The sequence below is a fragment of the Bradyrhizobium sp. cf659 genome (assembly GCF_900113725.1).
GTDB lineage: Bacteria > Pseudomonadota > Alphaproteobacteria > Rhizobiales > Xanthobacteraceae > Bradyrhizobium.
Window position 1 is genome coordinate 1,735,955 of record NZ_FOQJ01000001.1, and the last position, 22,579, is coordinate 1,758,533.

The 22,579-nt window shown below is 65.8% G+C and carries 19 protein-coding genes; 11 read left to right on the plus strand and 8 right to left on the minus strand.

What is annotated here, in order from left to right; genetic code table 11:
* Nucleotides 1–7: 7 nt before the first annotated feature.
* Nucleotides 8–973, minus strand: coding sequence for a nitrilase (locus tag BM118_RS08420; RefSeq protein ID WP_092183928.1), 966 nt, complete (start codon nucleotides 971–973; stop codon nucleotides 8–10).
* 60 nt (nucleotides 974–1,033) lie between these two features.
* Nucleotides 1,034–2,668, minus strand: a complete 1,635-nt coding sequence (locus BM118_RS08425; protein WP_244550097.1) for an MFS transporter — start codon at nucleotides 2,666–2,668, stop codon at nucleotides 1,034–1,036.
* 173 nt (nucleotides 2,669–2,841) lie between these two features.
* Between BM118_RS08425 and BM118_RS08430 the strand changes: the two genes are divergently transcribed.
* On the plus strand, nucleotides 2,842–3,720 hold the full coding sequence (locus BM118_RS08430) for an IclR family transcriptional regulator (protein WP_092183932.1): 879 nt from the start codon (nucleotides 2,842–2,844) through the stop codon (nucleotides 3,718–3,720).
* Nucleotides 3,721–3,731: 11 nt separating this feature from the next.
* Here BM118_RS08430 and BM118_RS08435 read toward each other — a convergent pair whose 3' ends face one another.
* From BM118_RS08435 to BM118_RS08460, 6 genes are read right to left on the minus strand one after another with little or no spacing between them, the layout of a single operon-like run.
* Nucleotides 3,732–4,781, minus strand: coding sequence for a LacI family DNA-binding transcriptional regulator (locus BM118_RS08435; protein ID WP_092184373.1), 1,050 nt, complete (start codon nucleotides 4,779–4,781; stop codon nucleotides 3,732–3,734).
* On the minus strand, nucleotides 4,778–5,422 hold the full coding sequence (locus tag BM118_RS08440; protein ID WP_092183933.1) for a ThuA domain-containing protein: 645 nt from the start codon (nucleotides 5,420–5,422) through the stop codon (nucleotides 4,778–4,780). Before BM118_RS08440 ends, BM118_RS08435 begins: the two co-directional genes overlap by 4 nt.
* Before the next feature lie 10 nt (nucleotides 5,423–5,432).
* The gene (locus BM118_RS08445) at nucleotides 5,433–6,530 is read right to left on the minus strand and encodes a Gfo/Idh/MocA family protein (RefSeq protein ID WP_092183935.1); all 1,098 of its coding nucleotides are present in this window, start codon (nucleotides 6,528–6,530) and stop codon (nucleotides 5,433–5,435) included.
* Between the two features lie 22 nt (nucleotides 6,531–6,552).
* Complete coding sequence (locus BM118_RS08450; RefSeq protein WP_092183937.1) at nucleotides 6,553–7,401, minus strand: carbohydrate ABC transporter permease; 849 nt, start codon at nucleotides 7,399–7,401, stop codon at nucleotides 6,553–6,555.
* A complete protein-coding gene (locus tag BM118_RS08455; protein WP_092183939.1) occupies nucleotides 7,394–8,335 on the minus strand; it encodes a carbohydrate ABC transporter permease in 942 nt (313 codons plus the stop codon). Before BM118_RS08455 ends, BM118_RS08450 begins: the two co-directional genes overlap by 8 nt.
* 2 nt (nucleotides 8,336–8,337) lie before the next feature.
* Nucleotides 8,338–9,597 (minus strand): extracellular solute-binding protein, encoded by a 1,260-nt coding sequence (locus BM118_RS08460; RefSeq protein WP_092183941.1) that lies wholly within the window; start codon nucleotides 9,595–9,597, stop codon nucleotides 8,338–8,340.
* Nucleotides 9,598–9,764: 167 nt separating this feature from the next.
* Between BM118_RS08460 and BM118_RS08465 the strand changes: the two genes are divergently transcribed.
* The 10 genes from BM118_RS08465 (at nucleotide 9,765) to BM118_RS08510 (ending at nucleotide 22,445) form a co-directional block, all read left to right on the plus strand.
* The gene (locus tag BM118_RS08465) at nucleotides 9,765–10,523 is read left to right on the plus strand and encodes an SDR family NAD(P)-dependent oxidoreductase (protein ID WP_092183943.1); all 759 of its coding nucleotides are present in this window, start codon (nucleotides 9,765–9,767) and stop codon (nucleotides 10,521–10,523) included.
* Nucleotides 10,524–10,760: 237 nt separating this feature from the next.
* Nucleotides 10,761–12,011 carry an ABC transporter substrate-binding protein gene (locus tag BM118_RS08470; RefSeq protein WP_092183945.1) on the plus strand — a complete coding sequence of 417 codons (1,251 nt, stop codon included), beginning with the start codon at nucleotides 10,761–10,763 and terminating at the stop codon, nucleotides 12,009–12,011.
* 123 nt (nucleotides 12,012–12,134) lie between these two features.
* Complete coding sequence (locus BM118_RS08475; RefSeq protein ID WP_092183947.1) at nucleotides 12,135–12,962, plus strand: helix-turn-helix domain-containing protein; 828 nt, start codon at nucleotides 12,135–12,137, stop codon at nucleotides 12,960–12,962.
* A 190-nt stretch (nucleotides 12,963–13,152) separates the two neighbouring features.
* Nucleotides 13,153–14,163 (plus strand): branched-chain amino acid ABC transporter permease, encoded by a 1,011-nt coding sequence (locus tag BM118_RS08480; protein ID WP_092183948.1) that lies wholly within the window; start codon nucleotides 13,153–13,155, stop codon nucleotides 14,161–14,163.
* 1 nt (nucleotide 14,164) lies between these two features.
* Nucleotides 14,165–15,247, plus strand: a complete 1,083-nt coding sequence (locus BM118_RS08485; RefSeq protein ID WP_092183950.1) for a branched-chain amino acid ABC transporter permease — start codon at nucleotides 14,165–14,167, stop codon at nucleotides 15,245–15,247.
* Nucleotides 15,240–16,022, plus strand: a complete 783-nt coding sequence (locus BM118_RS08490; RefSeq protein ID WP_092183952.1) for an ABC transporter ATP-binding protein — start codon at nucleotides 15,240–15,242, stop codon at nucleotides 16,020–16,022. Before BM118_RS08485 ends, BM118_RS08490 begins: the two co-directional genes overlap by 8 nt.
* Complete coding sequence (locus BM118_RS08495; protein ID WP_092183954.1) at nucleotides 16,015–18,231, plus strand: ABC transporter permease; 2,217 nt, start codon at nucleotides 16,015–16,017, stop codon at nucleotides 18,229–18,231. The genes BM118_RS08490 and BM118_RS08495 overlap by 8 nt, the downstream gene beginning before the upstream one ends.
* A 3-nt stretch (nucleotides 18,232–18,234) precedes the next feature.
* Nucleotides 18,235–19,068 carry a phosphoenolpyruvate hydrolase family protein gene (locus BM118_RS08500; RefSeq protein WP_092183956.1) on the plus strand — a complete coding sequence of 278 codons (834 nt, stop codon included), beginning with the start codon at nucleotides 18,235–18,237 and terminating at the stop codon, nucleotides 19,066–19,068.
* 27 nt (nucleotides 19,069–19,095) lie between these two features.
* Nucleotides 19,096–21,996, plus strand: coding sequence for a flotillin family protein (locus BM118_RS08505; RefSeq protein ID WP_092183958.1), 2,901 nt, complete (start codon nucleotides 19,096–19,098; stop codon nucleotides 21,994–21,996).
* An 11-nt stretch (nucleotides 21,997–22,007) separates the two neighbouring features.
* On the plus strand, nucleotides 22,008–22,445 hold the full coding sequence (locus tag BM118_RS08510) for an SRPBCC family protein (protein ID WP_011086163.1): 438 nt from the start codon (nucleotides 22,008–22,010) through the stop codon (nucleotides 22,443–22,445).
* Nucleotides 22,446–22,579 lie beyond the last annotated feature (134 nt).

Sequence of the window (22,579 nt, forward strand, 5' to 3'; positions counted from 1 at the left end):
GGGTCCCTCAATTGCGCGCGCGATCGGCGCTGACGGTTGATACCGCCCGCTTCGGCCGATCGTCGACGACGAGCTGGAAAACGTCCGGACGGGAATAGTGCCCCGCCGCGTCGAAATCAAACTTGCCGCGCGTCACCTCATCGAGCGCAATGTCGGCATACAGGATGGTCTCACCCTCGAAGCATGGCCCCGCCAGCACCTTGCCAAGCGGATTGACGATGGCGCTGCCGCCGCGCATGAGCACGGTCTCGGGATCGGCACCCAGCGCGCACTCGTAGTCCGCCGGGAAGGCGCCGCGCTTGAGATGCTGACAGGCCGTCAAGACAAAGCACCGTCCCTCCAGGGCGATATGCTGCATGGTCGGAAGCCAGGTATCGCGATCATCCGCGGTTGGAGCGCAGTAGATGCTGATGCCCTGGCTGTACATGTGCATGCGCAGCATCGCCATGTAGTTCTCCCAGCAGATCACCGCGCCGATATTGCCGAGCGAGGTCTCGAACACCGGCATGGTCGAGCCGTCGCCGAAACCCCAGATCAGCCGCTCGCCCGCGGTCGGCATCAGCTTGCGGTGCTTGCCGACGAGCCCACGCGCCCCGTCGAAGAACAGCGCCGTGCAGTAGAGCGTGCCCTGCTCTCGCTCGATGCAGCCGATGACCGTAAAGGCACCGGTTGCGGCCGCCGCCGCGGCGATCGTCTCGACCTCCGCGCCATCGAGATCGATCGCCGCCTCCCAATACAAACGGAACGCCTCACGTCCTTCGGGCTTGCGCATGCCGACGGGAGCACCGAACGAATTTCCCTTGGGATAGCCGCCAATGAAGGCTTCAGGGAAGACGACCAGCCTGGCGCCGGCGTCAGCGGCCTGCTCGATCAGGGCCGCCGCCTTTTGCGCCGACGCCAGCGAGCTTGTCGGATCTGACGCGGCCTGAACGACGGCCGCCTTGTACGTGTTCGCTCGATTGATATCCATGATGTCATCCCGGGCACGGAAACGGAGAGCGGGCCGCTGCTGCGGCCCGCCGGCATGTCACACTCAGTGATCAGTCTCGATTTGCGGCCTGTTCGGCAGCATGATCGATCCGATCACGGCGACGACCGTGCATATGACGACCGGATACCAGAGCCCCGCGAACACGTCGCCGACCGCGAGCGAAAGATAGGTTGCGAAGAACGGCAGGAAGCCGCCGAAAATGCCGGCACCGATGTGGTAGGGGAACGAAAGCGCCGTGTATCGGATGTTGGCCGGGAACACCTCGACCAGGAACGATGCCACCGGCCCATAGACCATCGCGACGATGACGGTCATGACGACCAGCAGAAAGACGATGTAGGCCGACGACACCTTTGCGGGATCCGCCTTGGCGGGGTAACCCGCCTCGGACAAGGCCTTGCGGTACGCCGCCGCATCGTATCCGGGAATCGTCCTGCCATTGACCGTCATGGCTACGGCCTGGCCGTCGACCGGAGCGGCATAGCTGAAGTTGATGCCGCTTCCGATCAGCAGCTTCTTGGCCTGGACGCAGGGCTTGCCATGATCGCCGTGCGAGCTCAGCAGCGCGGCCACAAGCCCGAACTTGCACGCTTCGCTGGTGGTGTCCGCATGCACGGTCACCGGCGCACTGCGGGTCGCGGCCACGAGCTGCGGATTTGCTGCCTCCAGCAGCGATGAAAACATCGGCCGGTAGCACAGCGCCGAAAGCACGAGACCCGTCATCATCAGCCATTTGCGTCCAACCCGATCGGACAGCCAGCCGAAGAAGATGAACGCGGGAGCGCCGATGACGAGACCGATGGCCATCAGGGTGTAGGATGTCTGCAGGTCGATCCTCGCGATCTGCTGCATGAAGATCATCACGTAGAACTGGCCGGTGAAGTAGGTTGACCCCATCCCCGCGGTCACACCGAACAGCGCGATCAACACGAGGCGAAGGCTGGACCACCGGGCGAAGGTGTCTCTCACCGGACTCTTGGACAGGCGTCGCTCGGCCTTGAGACGCGTGAACACGGGCGATTCGTGCAGCCTGACGCGGACGTAGATCGAGAACGCCAGCATCGCGATCGAGATGATGAAGGGAGCGCGCCATCCCCAGGCCTTGAAATCGGCCTCGCTCATGACGCTCTGCGTCCCGATGATGACCGCGATGGAGAGCGCCAGCCCGACCGACGATGTGATCTGGATCCAGCCGGTCAGAAGCCCGCGCCGATCCGGGCGCGAGTGTTCCGCAACGTAGACGACGGCGCCGCCATATTCGCCGCCGACCGCGAGGCCCTGGATCAATCGCAGCATGACCAGCGAGATCCATGCAGCGTGACCCACGCTGGCATAGGTGGGCAGGAAGCCGATCAAGGCCGTGCCGCCTCCCATCATCACGATGGTGATGAGGAAGGTGTATTTTCGACCGACCAGATCGCCGATGCGGCCGAAGACCACTGCGCCGATCGGCCGGATCACGAATCCGGCCGCAAGAGCACCGAGCGAAGCAAGCACGGCGGCGGTCGGGTTGTCCGGCGGAAACAATACCGAGCTCATGAACACGGCGAGCGAGCCGTAGATGAAGAAGTCGTACCACTCGAACACCGTGCCGAGGGTCGAGGCCAGAACGACCTGCCGCTCCTCGCTGCGCGTCAGATTCTGCTCGGCGGGTACCGCCGTCGCTCGTGCATCCATCGTCATTCCCCTGTTTGCGCCCGCGGCCAAACCCAGCCTCGCTCCAAGCAATTTTATTTAGTCATATACATATGATGTCGTCAAACACAGCAAGCTTGAATATCCGGCGCGACGCGCCCAATAATGCGCCATCACGACACCCGCCATAACACCCTGATCTATAAGGATTTTCAGTGAAGAAGCCGCGCCGCCCCCGCCCGCCGGATCCGGCGCCTGCGTCCGCACGAGGAGCCAAACCCGGCAAAACCACCACGGCCGAACGGACCGGACGACGCGGCATTCAGTCGATCGAGATCGGCTTCAAGATCCTCGACTACCTCAGGACCGAGATGCGGCCCGTGCCGCTGAAGATGATCGCCGCCAACACCGGAATGTCCGCGGCCAACGTCCACTATTATCTCGTGAGCTTTCAGGCGGTGGGCATCGTCCGGCAGGAGAGCGATACCGGCTGCTATGCCCTCGGCCCCTACGCATTGAAGCTCGGCATGGCGGCCATCGAGCAATTCGACGTCTTCGCCGTCGCGCGGCCGGCCATGACCGAACTCGCAACGACGATCGGCCACACCGTCTTTCTCGGCGTGTGGGGCAATCGTGGCCCGACCATCATCTATCGCGTCGAGGGCGGAGCCAGCCGACCCATCATCGAGCTGCGTGTCGGAAGCGTCCTGAGCCTGCTGCGGTCCGCGCTGGGGCGAAACTTCCTTGCACATCTGCCGCGCTCGCTGACGGGCGAGATGCTGGATCAGGAGCTCAAGGAGGAACGTTCGCGCGAGACGCGGGTGGATGACGCGCCAACCACCAAGGCCGAGGTGGAGGAGATGATGGACACGATCCGGCGCGACGGCATCAGCCGTTGTCGTGACGCCCTGCTGCCGAACTTCACCTCCCTGTCCGCACCGATCTTCGACCAGGCCGGCTTCATGATCGCAGCCATCACGATGATGGGACCCATCGGTATTCTCGACGATGACCTGAAAGGTCCGACGGCGACGGCCCTGATCGCCCACGCGCGCGCCCTCTCCGCGACCGCCGGCTGGCAAGGCGGAGGTTGAACCGCCCGGAGTTACGGCAGATTGTCTCGCAGAAAAATATCGATGCGAATGCGCTCCTGGTCGGGGCTGATGGGCTCCCCCGAGCAATGCGCGAGCAGGACTCGCGCCGCAGACCGCGCCTCGTGGCCGGGATCCTGGTTGATGATCGCATCGAGCGTGCCGCGGACCAGGAAACGCCGCGTGTACTGGGTCAGCTCATGGGTGATCCAGACCACTTCGCGCGCGCGCCCCGAGGCCTCAAGCGCATCGGCGATGCCGCGATTCCCGGCGCCGCAGCAATATATGCCGCGGAGATCGGCATGGCGGGCGAGGAGCGATGCTGTGAGCTTCTGCGTGCGCGCGCTGTCGTCGCGGCCCTCGATGACCGGGAGCGCGCGCAAATCCGGATACTCGCTGGACAGGATCTGGTGAAACCCGAACTGCCGCTCGGTGTGATCGCGCAGCGACAGCGATCCCGCGATCACGGCGACCGCTCCCTCGCGGCCGGCCAGGAAACGCCCCATCAGGGTGGCCGCAGTCCGCCCCGCGGCGGGGTTGTCGATACCGACATAGTGCAGGCGGCGCGAGCTCGGCGCGTCCGATACCAGGGTCACCACGGCGACCCCGCGCGCTGTGAGCTCGTCGATCGCGGCGCGCACCCTCGGATGGTCGAGCGCGATGACGGCGACGCCCTGATAGGCCGGCGACAGGTTTTCCAGCGCGCTGGCCAGCACGTCCGGATCGAACACGTCGACATGGAGGATGTCGATGAAGCCGCGCTGGCCGGCGAGCCAGTCCGCGGTGCGCTGGACCTGCTCGGTCAGGTTGGTCATGAAGCTGTTGCTGCCGGTCGGCAGCACGAACGCGAAGCGGAACGTCTGGCCGCGGGCGAGCCGCGCGGCCGCGATGTCGGCACGATAGCCGAGTTTTGCCACCGCGGCCTCGACACGCGCGACCGTCTTGGCGCGCACGCCCTCGCGCCGGTTGACGACGCGGTCGACGGTGGCGAGCGAAACGCCCGCCGCGCGCGCGACATCCTCGAGCGTGGCGCGAAGCACCGGCTGCGCCGCACCGGCTGTCATTCGCGCGCCGCCCACAGCATGCCGCGGGTCATCATCGTCCGGATCTCCGGGACGTCGAGCTCGTAGGCGCGGTGGCCGAGCGAGGAATAGAACACCCTGCCCGCGCCGTAGCGCTTTTTCCACACCACGGGCATGACCACGCCCTCGATCCAGGGCGCGTGCTCGCCGGTGAAGGTCGTCGTCGCCAACACCTCGTTGGCGGGGTCGACATGCATGTAATACTGCTCTGAACGATGCTCGAAACTCTTCAGACCCTTCATGATGGGGTCATCCGGCTTCGTCAAGTCGACCTTGTAGTCGATGATGTTGCCGGGATGCGCAACCCACTGCCCGCCGCACAGGAACTGGTAGTCGACGGACTCGCGGAACGCGTCGCACATGCCGCCGTGATGGCCGGCGAGCCCGACGCCGCTGCGCACCGCCGCGCAGAGATTGAGCGCTTCCGCCTTCTCGATCTTCGACATGGTGTAGATCGGGATGATCAGCGACAGATCGTGAATCGCGGGATCGGCGAACGCCGCCGTCGTGGTTTCGATCCGCACCTCGAAGCCTTCCGCCTTCAGCCAGCCGCGGATCATCGAGGCACAGAGATCCGGATCGTGTCCCGGCCAGCCGCCCCAAACAATCATTGCCTTGCGCATGTTTCTGTCCTCAGTCGATCTGTCCGGTTTCGCGTCCGGCCGGCAGCATCGCCGGCCGCTCGACGCGGCTCTCGATCCTGACGCGCCGCCCTTCGTCGGCGGAGGTCTGGAACGCCTCCATCACCTCCAGCACGTGGAAGGCAAGCGCCCCGCTGGCGCGGTGCGGCCGGTTGTTCAGGATCGCGGCGGCCATGTCGGCAACGCCGATCGAGCGGAACTCGCCGTCGACATGACCGTGCGTCAGCGGCACCGTCTCCCATTCACCGCCGGCCTTCGCGACCTGCACCTCGCCGCCGAAGCGGTTCGGGTCCGGCACCAGCATGCTGCCCTTGTCGCCATAGATCTCGATCGGCGCATGCCGGTGCTTCGGCACGTCGAAGCTCATGGCGATCGAGACGACCGCCCCGCTCTCGAATTCGAGCGTGCCCGCTACATGGGTCGATACCTCGACGGGAATCAGCGTGCCGTTCATCGGCTGGCTGGTGACCAGGCGCTCGGATCTCGGGCGCGCGGTCGAGCCCATCACGCTGGCGACCGGGCCGAGCAGCTGCACGAGATCGGTGATGTAATACGGCCCCATGTCCAGCATCGGCCCGCCACCGCGCAGGTAATAGAAGCCTGGTGCCGGATGCCAGCGCTCGTGGCCGGGGCAGCCGAAGAAGGCGCTGCCCGCAACCGGCGTGCCGATCGCACCGTCGTCGATCAGCTTGCGCGCGGTCTGGTGTCCGCCGCCGAGGAACGTATCCGGCGCGCAGCCGACGCGCAGGTCCTTCTGCGCGGCGAGATCCATCACCTTGCGCGCCTCCGCGACGTTGATGCCGAGCGGCTTCTCGGAGTGGACATGCTTGCCGGCATTGAGCACGGCGAGGCTGACGTCGGTGTGGGCGAGCGGCACGGTGAGATTGATGACGATCTCGACGTCGTCGCGCCTCAGCAACTGATCGACCCGCATCCCGGGCAGGCCGAAGGCCGCGCCCTGGCGCTCCGCGGCATCGCTGCGCATGTCGGCGAGCGCCTTGACCTCCATGAAAGCAAAGCGCTGGGCCGCCTTCAGATAGGCGGTACTGATATTGCCGCAGCCGATGATTCCGATGCCTATTCTTCTCATTGTGATCTCCGTGAGATACCGTTCATCCCTTGACCGCGCCTGCGGTGAGGCCGGCGACGATGTGCTTCTGCGCCAGAAGGAAGAGAACGACCGTCGGCAGGATGGTCAGCGTGATGAAGGCCAGGATCAGGTGCCACTCGGACGAATACTCGCCTTGATAAACCATGATGCCGAGCGGCCAGGGATACAGCGCATCGGTGTTGAGCATCACCAGCGGCAGCAGATAGGCGTTCCAGCTGTTGACGAAGGTGATGGTGCCGACGGTGGCAAGGATCGGCCGTGACAGCGGCAGCGTCACGTAGCGAAAGAACTTGATATAGCTGCAGCCATCCACCAGCGCGGCTTCGAGCAGTTCATAAGGAATGTCCTTGAAGAAGCGCCGCAGCAGCAGCACGCTCATGGCCAGGCTGAACGCAACCTGCGGCAGTGCGACGCCGAAATACGTATCGAGCAGCCCGAGATCGCGCACCTTGATGAACAGCGGCAGCACCGCTGTCGCGGCGGGAAACAGCAGGCCGAGCGTCAGATAGCTCAGCAGCATCGAGCTGCCGTAGAACCTGACATGAGCGAAGGTGAACGCGGCCATCGAGGCCGTGATCAGGGTCAGCGTCACCGCGAGCGTCGAGATGACCAGCGAGTTGCGGAGCAGCTGCCAGTAGCGCGCCGAGAACAGGATGTCGGCATAGTTCTGCCATTCCCAGTGCCTGGGCAGGCCGAACGGATTGACGCGCAGCTCACCGAGCGACTTGAAGCCGCCGAGCAGGGTCGCGAGCAGCGGCACCAGCACGAAGATGGCGATCACGGCGAGGAACAGCGCCTTGAACAATATTGCGGGATCGAACGGGGTGCGGGCGGGCTCGGCGTCATTCATCGCGCATGAACCATCGCTTGTAGGTGAAGGCAAAGGTCACGCAGATCACGAACAGGATGACGCCGATGGCGCTGCCATAGCCGACGCGCATGCGGGAGATGCCGTTGTTGTAGAGAAAGCTCACCATCGTGTTGGAGGAATCCGCAGGCCCCCCGCGCGTCAGCGGCATCACCAGGTCGAACAGCTGCAGCGAGCCGATGATGGCGAAGAACACCGAGAGCCGGATCGTCGGATAGAGCAAGGGGATGACGACGTGGCGGAGCGTCTGCGACCGCGTCGCGCCGTCGATGGTGGCCGCCTCGACCAGGCTCTTGTCGAGCCCCTGGAGTGCGGCGATGAACAGCATCATGTGGAAGCCAAAATACTTCCAGACGATGACGATCAGCACCGCCAGCATCGCCGTGTCGGTCGAGGCCAGCAGATGCGGCGGCTCGGCGCCGAAGGTGCGCCAGATCGAGGCGACCAGGCCATAATCGCCGTCATAGACGAACGAGAAGATCAGCCCGGTTGCGATCTCCGCCAGAATGTAGGGCATGAAGAACAGCATCCGCAGCGCCACTGCGCCGCGAAAGCGCTCGGCGAGCATCAGCGCGAGCGTGAGCGCAAGCGGCAGCTGTACCAGCAGCGAGACCGCGATGATCAGCCCGTTGTTGCGCAGCGCGAGCCAGAAGGCGCGCGTTTCCAGCACGAAGCGGTAATTGTCGAAGCCGATCCAGTTGGTCGGCCGGCCAAAGCCGTTCCAGTTGAAGGCCGAGTACCAGGCGGCCTCGCCGATCGGCACCACCACGAACAGCGTGAACAGCAGCAGCGCCGGCGGCAGGAACAGGATCAGCACCGTGAAGCGGCCGTCCCAGCCGGGACCACGCACCGCCGTCGACGAGACCGGTGTCGGCGCAACGCCCATCGCCGGCGCGCTCGCGATCGGTCGCGCCACCGTCAGTTACCCTGCTTCCAGGCCGCCTCGATCGCCTTGGCGGCGTCCTGCGGGTTCATGCTGCCGCCGGCGATTTCGGCAGTCACGTCATTGACGACGCGACCGACCGAGGGACCGAGGCTCTGGTCGTAGAAATTCTGGTGGTAGTTCGACTTCGCCAGATTGGCCGCGATCAGCTTCATGAAGGCGTTGTTGAGGCCGGCGTCCGCGCCCTGCACCACCGGGATGTTGAAATTGGCCGCCGCAAGCCGCGTCTGCACGTCCTTGGAGACGAAGTATTTCAGGAAATCGACCGCCTCCTTCGGCGAGCCCTTGGTGATGAGCCAGCCGGTGATGCCGCCGAGCGTATCGGTCGGCGCGCCCTTGCCGCCCGATACGACCGGGAAGTCGAACCAGCAGATCTTGTCCTCGGAGAGGCCAACCTTGTCGGCGGCGAGCGCGCGCTGCAGATGATAGACGGTGCTGATCGCGAGCGTCATGGCCGCCTTGCCGTCGCCGAAATAGCCGACGGCCTGCGGATTCTTGAAGCCCAGGAAACCGTTCTGGAACGGCTGAAGATCGACGAGCTGTTTGAACAGCTCGCCGGACTTCTGGAAGGTTTCGCCGGCGAAGCCGCCGTTCTCGCCGCGCAGCGCCGCGTCGAAGGCCGGCTTGCCGCCGATGCGCACGGCAAGATGCGTCCAGTAGAAGTGCAACGGCCATTTGTCGGCGCCGCCGACCACGATCGGCGTCACGCCGGCGGCCTTCAACGTCTTGACGGCGGCAAGCAGGTCATCCCAGCTCTTGATCCCTGCAGGATCGACCTTCGCCTTGGCCATCAGCTCCCTGTTGCAGAGGAAGCCGACCTGCGACAGCGCGGTCGGAACACCATAAACGCGGCCATTGCTGGTGAAGGCGGCGAGCGCTGCCGGCGTCAGGCTGTCGCTGTAACCCTTCACGGAATCGGTGATGTCGTCGAGGACGCCAGCCTCGATCTGAGTCTTCAGGACGCCACCGGACCAGCTGTAGATGATGTTCGGCCGATCCTTGGATTGCAGGATGGTCGGCAGCTTGGCCTTGTAGGCCTCGTTCTCGAGAAACTGCATCTCGACCTTGACGCCCGGATGCGACGCCTCATAGGCGCGCGCGACCTCCTCCCAGATCTTCACCTGGGCCGGGTTGGCCTCGATGTGGAGCCATTTCACCGTCGTGTCGGCTGCGGCAGAGTTGGCCCAAAGCAGGCATGCGGCAGCGGCGAGTCCCAGCTTCCCGAGCAGTCTCATCACGTCCCTCCCGATCGGCTCTTATTCTTTGGCTGCAATCCTGCCTTCAATTTTTGAGGTACGCAACTAAAATTCTGACCTATAGACCTCACGCGGGAGTGGCTAAGGTTGGCGGGGGGAATTGGGCGGCGCCTCGCGCCGCCCGCAACGCAACTTGAGAGGTGCCCATGGCCGCCATTTATTCCGACCTCGCCGGCAAGGTCGTTCTCGTCACCGGTGGCGCATCGGGAATTGGTGCTGCGATCGTGCGGCGCTTCGCGCAGCAGAAGTCCAATGTCGTGTTCTTCGACATCAAGGCCGACGAGGGCCAGCGCCTGGCGCGCGAATTGTCGGATCAAGGCCTGGCTGCGCATTTCCAGCGCGTCGACCTGACCGACATCGCCGCGTTGCGCGCCGGCGTCGCGGCGGCGCGCAACGCGCACGGCGCGATCAACATCCTCGTCAACAATGCCGCGCATGACGAACGGCACGACACCGAGGAGGTGACGCCGGAGTATTGGGACGACCGCATCGCGGTGAACCTGAAGCACCAGTTCTTCGCGGCGCAAGCCGTGTTGCCGGACATGAAGGCAGCGAATGCCGGCGTCATCATCAATTTCGGCTCGGTGTCGTGGATCGCAGGGCAAGGCGGCATGGCCGCCTACACGGCCAGCAAATCTGGCGTCGTCGGCCTCACGCGCTCCTTGGCGCGCGACTACGGTCCCTACAATATCCGCGTCAACGCGATCGCGCCGGGCTGGATCATGACCGAGCGCCAGCTCGAGAAATGGATGACGCCGGCGGGCGAGATCGAGCTGATGCAGCGACAGTGCCTGAAGCGCCGGCTGGTGCCGGATGAGGTCGCGAAATTCACCGTCTTCCTCGCGTCCGACGAGGCCTCCGCCTGCACCGCTCAGCACTACATCGTGGATGGCGGCTGGGTGTGAGGCGCTTTGAGGCTGGCCGGCGCATCAGGACGCGGCACGGCCGCCGATTGCACCGCAACACCACTTGCGCCGCAGCATTCAAAAATGAGACTGCCCGTCAAACCGAACGATGCGCCCACGCAGGCACCGCATTCGACTTCGGCTAGCTTCCCTCCAAAGCCGCGGGCCGTTCGAGAGCCACGGGCGTCGCGCCCGGTTCGGCGCGGCAACAAAGCGACGACAACAGGGAGGAGCACAATGTTGAAATGCAGTGTGGGACTGCTCGCGCTGAGCAGCCTGTTTCTTTCGGGCGCGGCGATCGCCCAGGAAAAGATCAAGGTGGGCGTGACCGCAACCCTCGAAGGCACCTACACGGTGCTCGGCGAGGACGGCATGCGCGGCCACCAGACGGCGCTCAACGTGCTGGGCAAGAAAATCGGCGACAAGGAACTTGAGTTCATCGTCGCGTCAACCGACGCGACGCCGGATTCGGCTGTGCGCGCCGTCCGCAAGCTGATCGAGCAGGACAAGGTGCAGATCCTGCTGTCGCCGCTCTCCGGCGACGAGGGTATCGCGGTGAAGAACTTTGCAAAGACCCATCCCGAGCTCACTTTCATCAATGCGGCATCCGGCGCCCAGGAAACAACCTATGTCGACCCTGCCCCGAACTTCTTCCGCTACAACATGGACGGCGCGCAGTGGCAGGTCGGCCTCGGCAAATACGCCTATGACGAAAAGAAGTATCGCAAGATCGCGACCGTCGGCGAAGACTACTCCTTCATCTACACCCAGGTGTTCGGCCTCGTGCTCGAGTTCTGCGGCGCCGGCGGCCAGGTCACCAACCGGCAATGGGTGCCGCTCGGCACCAAGGACTTTGCCTCGGTGATCGCCGCGCTGCCCGACGACGTCGATGCCATCTATCTCGGACTTGGCGGCGCGGACGCCGTCAACTTCCTCAATCAGTATCAGCAGGCCGGCGGCAAGGCGCATCTGATGGGAGGTTCCATCATGATCGACCAGACCATCCTGTCGTCAAAGGGGAATGCCAAGAACGCGCTGATCGGCACCATCGCGGCGAGCGGCCAGGCCGATACCTGGGAGGATCCGGGCTGGCAGAAGTTCGTGAAGGCCTATCAGGACGCCTTCCCGCCCAACAAGCGCTTTCCAAGCCCGTCACTGCTTGCGACCAACTACTATGACTCGACAATGGCCTTGATCCTGGCGCTGCGCGAGGTCAATGGCGATCTCAGCAACAACCAGTCGAAGTTCAGGACTGCGCTCGCGAAGATCGAGCTCGACGCGCCAAACGGCAAGATCAAGCTCGACTCCAATCGTCAGGCGATCGGCACCAACTTCGTCACCGAGGTCGTCGATGACGGCAAAGGCGCGCTGTTCAGCAAGGTCGTGAAGGTGATCCCGAACGTGAACCAGACGCTCGGCTACGATGCGGCCGTGTTCTCGAAGATCGGGCTCCCGAGCCGAAGCGTGCCGGAATGTAAGAAATACTGACGCATCACATCGGCGACATGCGAGCGGAGAGCGACTTGCTGACGCGGGCGCTCTCCGCTCTTGCAATCTCCGCGGCGTTGTTGAACGCTGGCTGAAAAGACAAGAACATTCGGGAGGGAAGGCATGAGCCGTGCGCTCGCCGTCTTCCACGGCCGCTTCGGTCGGGCGACGGTTTATCAGTTGAACCGCCCTTTCAATATCCACGCGCATCGTGAAGGTCATCTGATCTTCCATGTCGGCGGCATGCCCGCATGCATCGATGTCTGCGCCGGCCACTACGATCTCACCGAAACCTCGGTCGTCGCCGTCAATCCCTGGGAGCCGCACAATTTTCTGCCGACCGACCTCGACGGCGGCGCGATCTTCTTCGTGCTCTACGTCAATCCCGAATGGTTTGCGCCCGATGCATCGGGCTCCGACCGGCTGCGCTTTGGCCGCACGCAGTTCAAGCGCACCGTCGCGCTCGACAAGCACATCCGGCGGACCGCCGCCTTGGTGTGCGGCGCACCATCGCTCTCCAGTCTGGATTCCGAACTCCGGCGGCTGATCGACATCTGCTACGACGAAAGCTGGCAACAGGCGGAGACCGCGCGCGATCCGCGCGCAAACGGTTCCGTCACCGATTTTCGCGTGCGCAAATGCATCAAGATGATGTCGGAGAGCCCCGGCGCCGAGATCGAGCTCGACACGATCGCGCGCGAGTCCGGCCTGTCGCGGCCGCACTTCTACCGATTGTTCCGCGTCCAGACCGGCGTCACGCCGAACCTCTATCTCAACACGCTGATCATGGAACAGGCGCTCGAAGCGCTGGTCGCCAGCGAGGCACCGATCGCCGATATCGGCTTCGATCTCGGCTTCTCCTCGCAGAGCGGCTTCACCCGCTTCTTCGCCGCCAATGTGGGAATGGCTCCGACCGACTATCGTCGCGCCGCCAAGGTCTTGCGCGCCTGACCGCCGCGCGAAAAGATACTCACGATCAAACGTCCCTCTCCAAGCCCGGCTAGGATGAGCGCAACGCGATCCCGAGATGGTCGCGACGACGGGAGCGCACGTTCATGGCGAGGCGAGCAGCCGCTACAAGGCGGTCTGACCTGCATTCGGTGGAGCTTCGGCGCGCGGCCTGGACAAGCGGGCGGCGCACATGAGCCGTTTCATCGAACGCCATCCCGCCTGGGCGCTGATCGTGATCATCGCGATTGCCGTCGCGCTCTGGCTGGTCTTCGCAGTCTGGCCGCCGGGCCTCGAAGAGGCGATCGGCCGCAAGCGCGTCTTCCTCAACGCCGTCTTCAACGGCATCACGCTCGGCGGGCTCTACTTCCTCGTCGCGAGCGGCTTCACGCTGATCTTCGGCCTGATGCGCAACGTCAACCTGGCGCACGGCTCTCTCTATCTGTTCGGCGGCTATGTCGGCTACGCCATCAGCACAGCCACCGGCTCCTGGCTCCTCAGCTTCATCGTTGCCTTCGTCCTGACTGCACTGGTCGGCGTGCTGCTCCAGGTGATCGTGTTCCGGCGCATGGAAGGCCAGGACCTCAGGCAGACCATGGTGACGATCGGGCTCTCGATCGTGTTTGCCGACCTGATGCTCTGGGCCTGCGGCGGCGACTTCTACCAGATCCAGACCCCGAGCTGGCTGATCGGGCCCGTGGACCTGCCGCTGATCACGGCGGTGAAATCCTCGGGCGATCCGGTCTACCTCCGATATCCGGTGGTGCGGCTGGTGATCTTCGCAGCGTCCGTCGTGATCGGCGTCGGCATGTGGCTCGCGCTCAACCGCACCTGGATCGGCATGATCATCCGCGCCGGCGTCGACGATCGCGACATGCTGGCCGCCACCGGCGTGCGCATCCAGCTCGTCTTCGTGCTGGTGTTCGCGTTCGGCGCCGGGCTTGCCGGCGTCGCCGGGGTCGTCGGCGGCACCTTCCAGTCGCTGTCCCCCGGCGAAGACATTCGCTTCCTGCTCGCCTCGCTGGTGGTGGTGATCGTCGGCGGCATGGGCTCGATCCCCGGTGCGGCGCTCGGCGCGCTCATCATCGGCCTCGCCGAGCAGCTCGGCTCGGTCTACATCCCGACCTACGCCATCGTCGTGACCTTCCTGATCATGGTGCTGGTGCTGGCGATCCGGCCGCAGGGCCTTCTGGCGAGGCGCTGACATGTCCCTCGCGCACGACGCCCGCGTTGCCGTCCGCCCCGCCACCACGGCGCAGCAGTCTGCGCGGGCATGGCCGGAGATCGACAATCCCGCTGCCTGGATCGTCGCGGTCCTCCTCCTGATCATGCCGCTGATCGCCAACGGCTTCTTCCTGATCGAGATCTTCGCCACCACGCTGATCCTCGGCACCATGGCGCTGAGCCTGATGTTCCTGGCCGGCTATGGCGGCATGGTCAGCCTGATGCAGCTCACCATCGCGGGCTTTGCCGCCTACATGGTCGCCGTGTTCGGCGTCAGCGCCAACGTCAATATCAGCCTCGGCTGGCCGTGGTGGCTCGCGGTCCCGATGGCGCTCGCGCTCGCGACCATCTTCGGCACGCTCGGCGGCGCGCTGGCCGTCCGCACCGAAGGCATCTACACCATCATGATCACGCTCGCGATCGGCGCGGCCTTCTATTACTTCACCAATCAGAACTGGGCGATCTTCAACGGCCACACCGGCATCAACACCGTGGCGACGCCGCATTTCTGGGGCGTCAACTGGCGCGCCGACATTCCCTTCTACTATATCGTGCTGGCGGTCGCCGCGCTGTGCTACTTCGCCGTCGACTACATCTCCCGCGCACCGTTCGGCCTGGCGCTGCAAGGCGTGCGCGACAATCCGCGCCGCATGGCCGCGCTCGGTTTCAACGTCAATGCGCACCGCGTCGCCGCCTATGCTTTCGCGTCCTTCGTCGCGGCGCTCGCCGGCGTGCTCCAGGTCTGGAACTACCGCCAGATCTCGCCGGGCTCGGTCAGCGTCGGCGCCTGCATCGACGTGCTGATCATCGCCGTGGTCGGCGGCATCACGCGCCCGATCGGTCCCTTCATCGGCGCGCTGATCTTCGTGCTGCTGCGCACCTTCGCGCTCGATGTCCTGATCAAGTTCGGGCTCGACGGCAACCGCTTCCGGCTGCTGATCGGGCTCGGCTTCCTCGCCATCGTATTCTGGTCCTCGGACGGCGTCATCGGCCTGTGGCAGCGCTGGCGCCGGGGCCATCGCCCCACGACGGGCCGTTCGGGCGGAGCGCGCGGCCATGGATAGCGTCGCCCAACGCCTCTCCGCCGTCGGCGCCGGCGCCGCGCTCGAGCTGCGCGGCGTCACGCGCCTGTTCGGCGCACTGGCCGCGCTGACCGACGTCACCATCACCGTGCGTCCGGGCGAGCGGCGCGCCGTGCTCGGCTCGAACGGCGCCGGCAAGACCACGCTGTTCAACTGCATCACCGGCGACTTCCCGCCCTCCTCCGGCACCATCCGCTTCTTCGGCGAGGACGTCACGCACTTCCCGCCCTATGAACGCATCCGCCGCGGGCTGCGCCGGACCTACCAGATCTCGGCGCTGTTCCCCGGCCTCACCGTGCAGGACAACGTCTATCTCGCCTGCCGCGGCATCTCGCGCGGTCGCTTCTCGTTCCTGCGCCCGGGACAGGACGACGCCCTGATGCACGCAGCCGACAACCTCGTGCAGGCCGTGCACCTGACCGCGGTGAAGGACCAGCGCGTCGCCGAGCTCGCGCACGGCCAGCAGCGCCAGCTCGAGATCGCGCTGGCGCTTGCCGGTGCCCCGCGCTTCGTGCTGTTCGACGAGCCGGCCGCGGGCCTGTCGCCGACCGAACGGCAGGAGCTGATCGAGATCCTGACCTCGCTGCCCGCGCATATCGGCTACATCATCATCGAGCACGACATGGACGTCGCCTTGCGCGTCGTCGAGAGCGTCACGATGATGCACAACGGCCGCGTCTTCAAGGAAGGCCTGCCGCAGGAGATCGAGTCCGATCCCGAGGTGCAGGAGCTTTACCTCGGAGGCGGCCATGAATGAGGCCCGCCGCACAGCCGCCGCGCTCGAGGTCCGCGGCCTCGACGTCTACTACGGCCACTCGCACGCGCTGCAAGGCGTCGATCTCGCGCTGGCGAGCGGCGTGTTCTCCGTCGTCGGCCGCAACGGCATGGGCAAGACCACGCTGTGCAAGGCGATCATGGGACTGGTGCCGGTCAGCGGCGGATCGATCCGCATCCGCGGCGAGGACATCACGCGGCGCTCGCCGGCCCACATCGCGCGCCTCGGCGTCGGCTATGTGCCGCAGGGCCGCCGTCTCTGGCACTCGCTCAGCGTCGACGAGCATTTGCGGCTCGCCGGCAGCATGCGATCCGGCGCCTGGACCGTGGAGCGCATCTACGACACCTTCCCGCGTCTCGCCGAGCGCAAGGACCATGGCGGCGGCCAGCTCTCCGGCGGCGAGCAGCAGATGCTCGCGATCTCGCGCGCGCTGCTCACCAATCCGCATCTGCTGATCATGGACGAGCCGACCGAGGGGCTCGCGCCCGTCATCGTGGCGCAGGTCGAGGAGATGCTGCTGCGGCTCGGCGAGGACGGCGACATGGCCGTGCTCGTGATCGAGCAGAACATCGGCGTCGCCACCGCGGTCTCGCGCAATGTCGCGATCATGGTCAACGGCCGCATCAACCGCATCATCGATTCGGCGCGGCTTGCCGCCGATCGCGAGCTCCAGCAGCGCCTGCTCGGCGTCGGACTGCATGCGGCGCTCGAGCCGGATACCGACGCGCCCGCTGCCGGCGCCGAGGCGAAGCCGGCCCCGCAGCCGTCGCGGCCGAGCGGCCCGATCCGGATCTACGTCTCCAATCCCACCTTGCCGACGCGCTGGTCGCAGCCGGTCCCGATCGCGCGGATCGAAGCCGCCGCACGCACGCTCTCGACGCAGGTTGCACGTCTCGACGAAACCGCGCGGCGCAAGCGCGAGCCGGCGGCGGCGCAGGCATCCGGACCGTCGGTGGTGCTGGTCGTCGGCACGCTCGACACCAAGGGCGCCGAGCTGCGCTTCATCCGCGACATCATCACGGAGAGCGGCCTGCGCACACGGCTGGTCGACGTCTCCACCAGCGGCAGGCATGCGAGCTGCGACGTCTCCGCACAGGAGATCGCGCTGAACCACGGACGCGGCGGCTCGGCCGTGTTCGGCCCGGACCGCGGCGCCGCCGTGACCGCGATGGCGGATGCGTTCGCCAACTGGCTGCGGCGGCAGGGCAATATCGCCGGCGTGATCACGGCCGGGGGCTCCGGTGCGGCGTCGCTCGTTGCGCCGGGCATGCGTACCCTGCCCGTCGGCGTGCCGAAGCTGATCATCTCCTCCGTCGCTTCCGGCGACGTCGGGCCCTATGTCGGGCCCGCCGACATCACCATGATGTATTCGGTCACCGACGTGCAGGGGCTCAACGCGATCTCGCGCGCGGTGCTGTCGAACGGCGCGAATGCCATCGCCGGCATGGTGAAGGCGCGCCTCGATCAGCGCGAAGCCAGGGAGCGCGCAACCGCCGCCACCCTGCCCTCGATCGGTATCACCATGTTCGGCGTGACGACGCCGGCCGTGCAGAAGATCGCCGCCGATTTGCGCGAGGATTTCGAGTGCCTCGTCTTCCACGCCACCGGCGTCGGCGGCCGTTCGATGGAGAAGCTCGTCGAGACCGGCCAGCTCGCGGGCGTCATCGACCTGACCACGACCGAAGTCTGCGACCTCCTGATGGGCGGCGTGTTTCCCGCGACCGAAGACCGCTTCGGTGCGATCATCCGCACACGCGCCCCCTATGTCGGTTCGGTCGGCGCACTCGACATGGTCAATTTCGGCGCGCCCGACACCATCCCGGAGCGCTACCGCGGCCGCAAGTTCCACGTCCACAACCCGCAGGTGACCTTGATGCGGACCACGGCCGAGGAGAACGAGCGCATGGGCCGCTGGATCGGCGAAAAGCTCAACCAGATGGATGGGCCCGTGCGCTTCTTCCTGCCCGAAGGCGGCGTCTCCGCGCTCGACGCGCGAGGGCAGCCATTCTGGGATCCGGATGCCGACGCAGCGCTGTTCCGCGCGCTGGAGCGGTCCGTGCGGCAGACCGCCAACCGCCAGCTCGTTCGTGTCCCCAAGAACATCAACGATCCCGAGTTCGCCTCCACCCTGGTCGGCGCGTTTCGAACCTTGTTCGGCCGCGCTGGGGCGCGCCGGCGACTAGCGAGGTGACCGATGGCCCGGTTTGAACGCGCAGCATTGTTGAAGCGATTCCGCGAAATGGCACGACGCGGCGAGCCCATCGTCGGCGGCGGCGCCGGCACCGGCCTGTCGGCCAAATGCGAGGAGGCCGGCGGCGTCGACCTGATCGTCATCTACAATTCCGGCCGCTATCGCATGGCCGGCCGTGGCTCGCTCGCCGGGCTGATGGCTTACGGCGACGCCAACGCCATCGTGCTCGAGATGGCCGGCGAGGTTCTGCCGGTCGTCAGCAAGACGCCGGTGCTGGCCGGCGTCAACGGCACCGATCCGTTCCGCGACATGGACGTGTTCCTCGACCAGTTGAAGGCACTCGGCTTCGCCGGCGTGCAGAACTTTCCGACGGTCGGCCTGATCGACGGCGTGTTCCGCGCCAATCTCGAAGAGACCGGGATGTCCTATGCGCTCGAGATCGACATGATTGCGAAGGCGCGCGAGAAGGACCTGCTGACCACGCCCTACGTCTTCAGCGAAAAGGAAGCCGCCGCGATGGCGATAGCCGGGGCCGACATCATCGTCTGCCATCTCGGGCTCACCACCGGCGGCACGATCGGGGCGCAGACGGCGCTGAAACTGAAGGACTGCCCGGCGCACATCGACACCTGGGCCTCGGCCGCGCTCAGCGTCAATCCGGACATCCTGGTGCTCGCGCATGGCGGGCCGATTGCCGATCCCGCGGACGCGGATTTCATCATGAAGAACACCCGCAACTGTCACGGCTTCTATGGCGCCTCCTCGATGGAGCGACTGCCCGTGGAGCGGGCTCTGACGGAACAGGTACGTCAATTCAAGGCGATCGGCGCGCGATAACGCCTTTAGAGTTCGAGGGAGGACAAGATGTCAGGAATATTGGTCGGCGAGTTGATCCTCTGGCTGATCGTCGCGATCATCGTGATCGTCGTGGCGGTCTACATCGTGAACTGGCTCTACCATCGCTCCTCCAAGGAAACCTCGTTCGTCCGGACCGGCTTCCTCGGCGAGCGCGTGGTGATCAACGGCGGCGCTTTCGTGCTGCCGTTCATCCACGACTACACGCCGGTCAACATGAACGTGCTGCCGATGGGCATCGTGCGCTCCCGGCAGGACGCCGTAATCACCCGCGACCGTATGCGCGTCGATATCGAGGCCGATTTCTATGTCCGCGTCCAGGCGACCCGCGAAGCCGTGTCGATCGCGGCCGCCACCCTCGGCCGCCGCACCATGGAGCCGGAGCAGCTCCACGCCCTCCTCGCCGGCAAGTTCATCTCCGCGATCCGGTCGATCGCCTCCGAAATGACCCTCGAGCAAATGCACGAGCAGCGCGGCGAGTATGTCGCCCGCGTCAAGGCCAACGCCGCCGAGGCCCTCGCCCAGAACGGACTTGAACTGGAATCGGTCGCGATCACCGATCTGGACCAGACCGACCTGGAATTCTTCAACCCGTCGAACCGGTTCGACGCCGAAGGTCTGACCCGCCTGATGGAGGACATCGAGGCCAAGCGCAAGCTGCGCAACGATATCGAGCAGGACTCGATGATCAAGATCCGCTCCCGCAATCTCGAGGCCGAACGGCAGGCGCTGGAGATCGAGCGCGAGAGCGAGACTGCGCGCCTGGAGCAGGAACGCGACATCGAGATGCGCCGCGCGCTCCAGCGCACGGAAGTCGCCCGCGAACGCGCACTGCGCGAGACCGAGGCCGAACAGGCCCAGATCTCCGCTCGCGAGACCATCGAGCGCGCGCGGATCGCCAATGACCAGGCCATTGCCGAGGCCCGCATCGCCTCGGAGCGGGAGACCCGCCAGAAGGAGATCGAGCGAACCCGCACCATCGAGGAAAAGGAGCTGCTGGCGCGCGAGGAGATCGAGAAGACCCGGATCGCCAACCAGCGTTCGATCGACACCACCCGCATTGCCTCGGAGCGCGAGGTGCGCCAGCGCGAGATCGAGCGCATGCGCACCGTCGAGGAAGCCGAGATCGCCGCACGCGAATCGATCGAGAAGGCCCGCATCCAGCAGGACCGCGTCGTCACCGATGCCCGCATCGCCAATGAGGAGGAAACGCGGCGCCGCGAGATCGAGCGCACCCGCGCTGTCGAGGAGGCCGAGATCGCTGCACGCGAGGCCACCGAGAAGGCGCGCATCGCCCAGACCATGACGGTCAATGTCGAGCGCATCTCCTCGGACGAGCGGACCCGCGCCCTGGAAATCCAGCAGGTCCGCACCATCCAGGAGGCCGAGATCGAGGCGCAGCGCGCGGTCGAGGCCGCCCGCATCGCCCGCGAACGGACGCTGGCCGCCGAGCGCATCGCCGCCGAGCAGAACACGCGGCAGCTCGAGATCGAGCGCAACCAGACCCTCGACGTCGCCGGCATCGCCGCGCGCGAGGCCACGGAAGCCTCCCGCATCGCCCAGGAAGAACGGGTGCGCTCGCTGGAGATCGCCCGCAACCGTGCCGTCGAGGAAGCCGACATCGCCTCGCGCGAAGCGATCGAGGCCGCCAGGATCGCGCAAGAGAAGACCGTGGCGGCCGAGCGCATACAGGCCGAGCGCGAAACCCGCGCGCTCGAAATCGAGCGCACCGGCGTTCTGGAGGCGGCCGAGCTGAAGCGGCGCGACGCGATCGAACGCCAGCGCATCGGCGTCGATCTCGCGCTCGAGGCCGAACGAATCAACTCGTCCAAGAAGCGCGAAGTGCTCAACATCGAGCAGAAGAAGGCGATCGAGATCGCCGACGAGGACCGCGTCATCGCGCTCTCCACCAAGCGCTCGGAACGGATCGATGCCGACCGCCAGGTCAAGCAGGCCGAGATCGTCGCGCGCAAGGACGTCGAGACCACCGACGTGTCGCGCGAGCAGGCGCTGGAAGCGGCGCGGATCGAGCGCCGCCGCGCCATCGAGCAGCTCGAGGTCGCCCGCGTCCAGTCGCTGCAGGAGGCCGAGATTGCCGCGCGCGAGGAGGTCGAGCGCGCGCGGATCGCGTCCGATCGCGGCCTCGACGAGGCTCGGATCGGCCGCGAGCGCGAGCTGCGCAAGCTCGAGGTCAATCGCGAAAAGGACGTCGAGACGGTTCTGATGGAGAAGGCCATCGCCATTCATCAGAAGTCGCTGGAAGAATCCGCAGCGCGTGCTGCCGCGGAGGAAGCCCGCATCCACGCGACGGAAGCCACCGAGCGCGTCATCACCGCGCGCGAGAGCGAGATCGCAAGGCGGCGCAAGACGGTCGAGGTGCTGCTGGCCGAGAAGCAGGCCGAGGAGACCCGGATCGCGGCCGACGCCGAGCGCGTCCGCGCCACCGTCGAGGCCGAAGCGCAGCGCATGCTCAACGAGGCCGAGAACGTCCTCACGGATCAGGCGCGTTACTCGCTGTTCCGTCGAAAGCTGCTCGACCGTATCGAAGGCATCGTGCGCGAAAGCGTCAAGCCGATGGAGAAGATCGAGGGTATCCGCATCCTCCAGGTCGACGGGCTCAACGGCAACGGCCATGGCGGCAATGGCGGCCGCAGCGCCACCGACGAGGTGATCGACTCGGCGCTGCGCTACCGCGTCCAGGCCCCGCTGATCGATTCCCTCCTGTCGGACATCGGCGTCGAGGGCGGCAGCCTCGCCAAGATGCCGGGCCTGATCCGCGAAGCCCGTGACATGCAGGGCATCAAGGAGTCCGCCCGCAAGAGCGGCGGTGGAGGTGGCGACAAGCCCGCCGCGCCACCCTCCGCTGAAGGCGAACCGCCGGCCGAGCGCGGGCCGCGGAAGAAGAGCTGAGGATCGCGTTCATGGCCCGCGTCTACGTCTCCACCGTCGTCAATGCCCGCAACGACCGCGTCTGGGCGCGGGTGCGCGATTTCAACGGCCTGCCGAACTGGCATCCGGCGATCGCCGAGAGCCGGATCGAAGGCGGCGAGCCCTCGGACAAGATCGGATGTGTGCGAGATTTTCGCCTGCGCAACGGCGACCGCATCCGCGAGAAGCTGCTCGGCCTCTCCGACTACGACATGTTCTGTACCTATTCGATCCTGGAATCGCCCATGGGCGTGGAGAACTACGTCGCCACCCTGCGGCTCACACCCGTCACCGATGGTGACCAGACGTTTATGGAATGGACCGCCGAGTTCGACTGCGCGCCGGAGCGCGAGACCGAACTCGTCAACAATATCGGCGGCGGCGTGTTCCAGGGCGGGTTTGACGCGCTGAAGCGCGTGTTCGGAGGCTGACATGGTTCAAGACTCCTTCGTCAAGGCTCGCCGCGCCCCCTCGCCCCGCTTGCGGGGAGAGGGTTGGGGTGAGGGGGAGTCTCTCCGGGGACGGCGGCAGTTGGACTCGCGGAGACTCCCCCTCACCCGCGCCT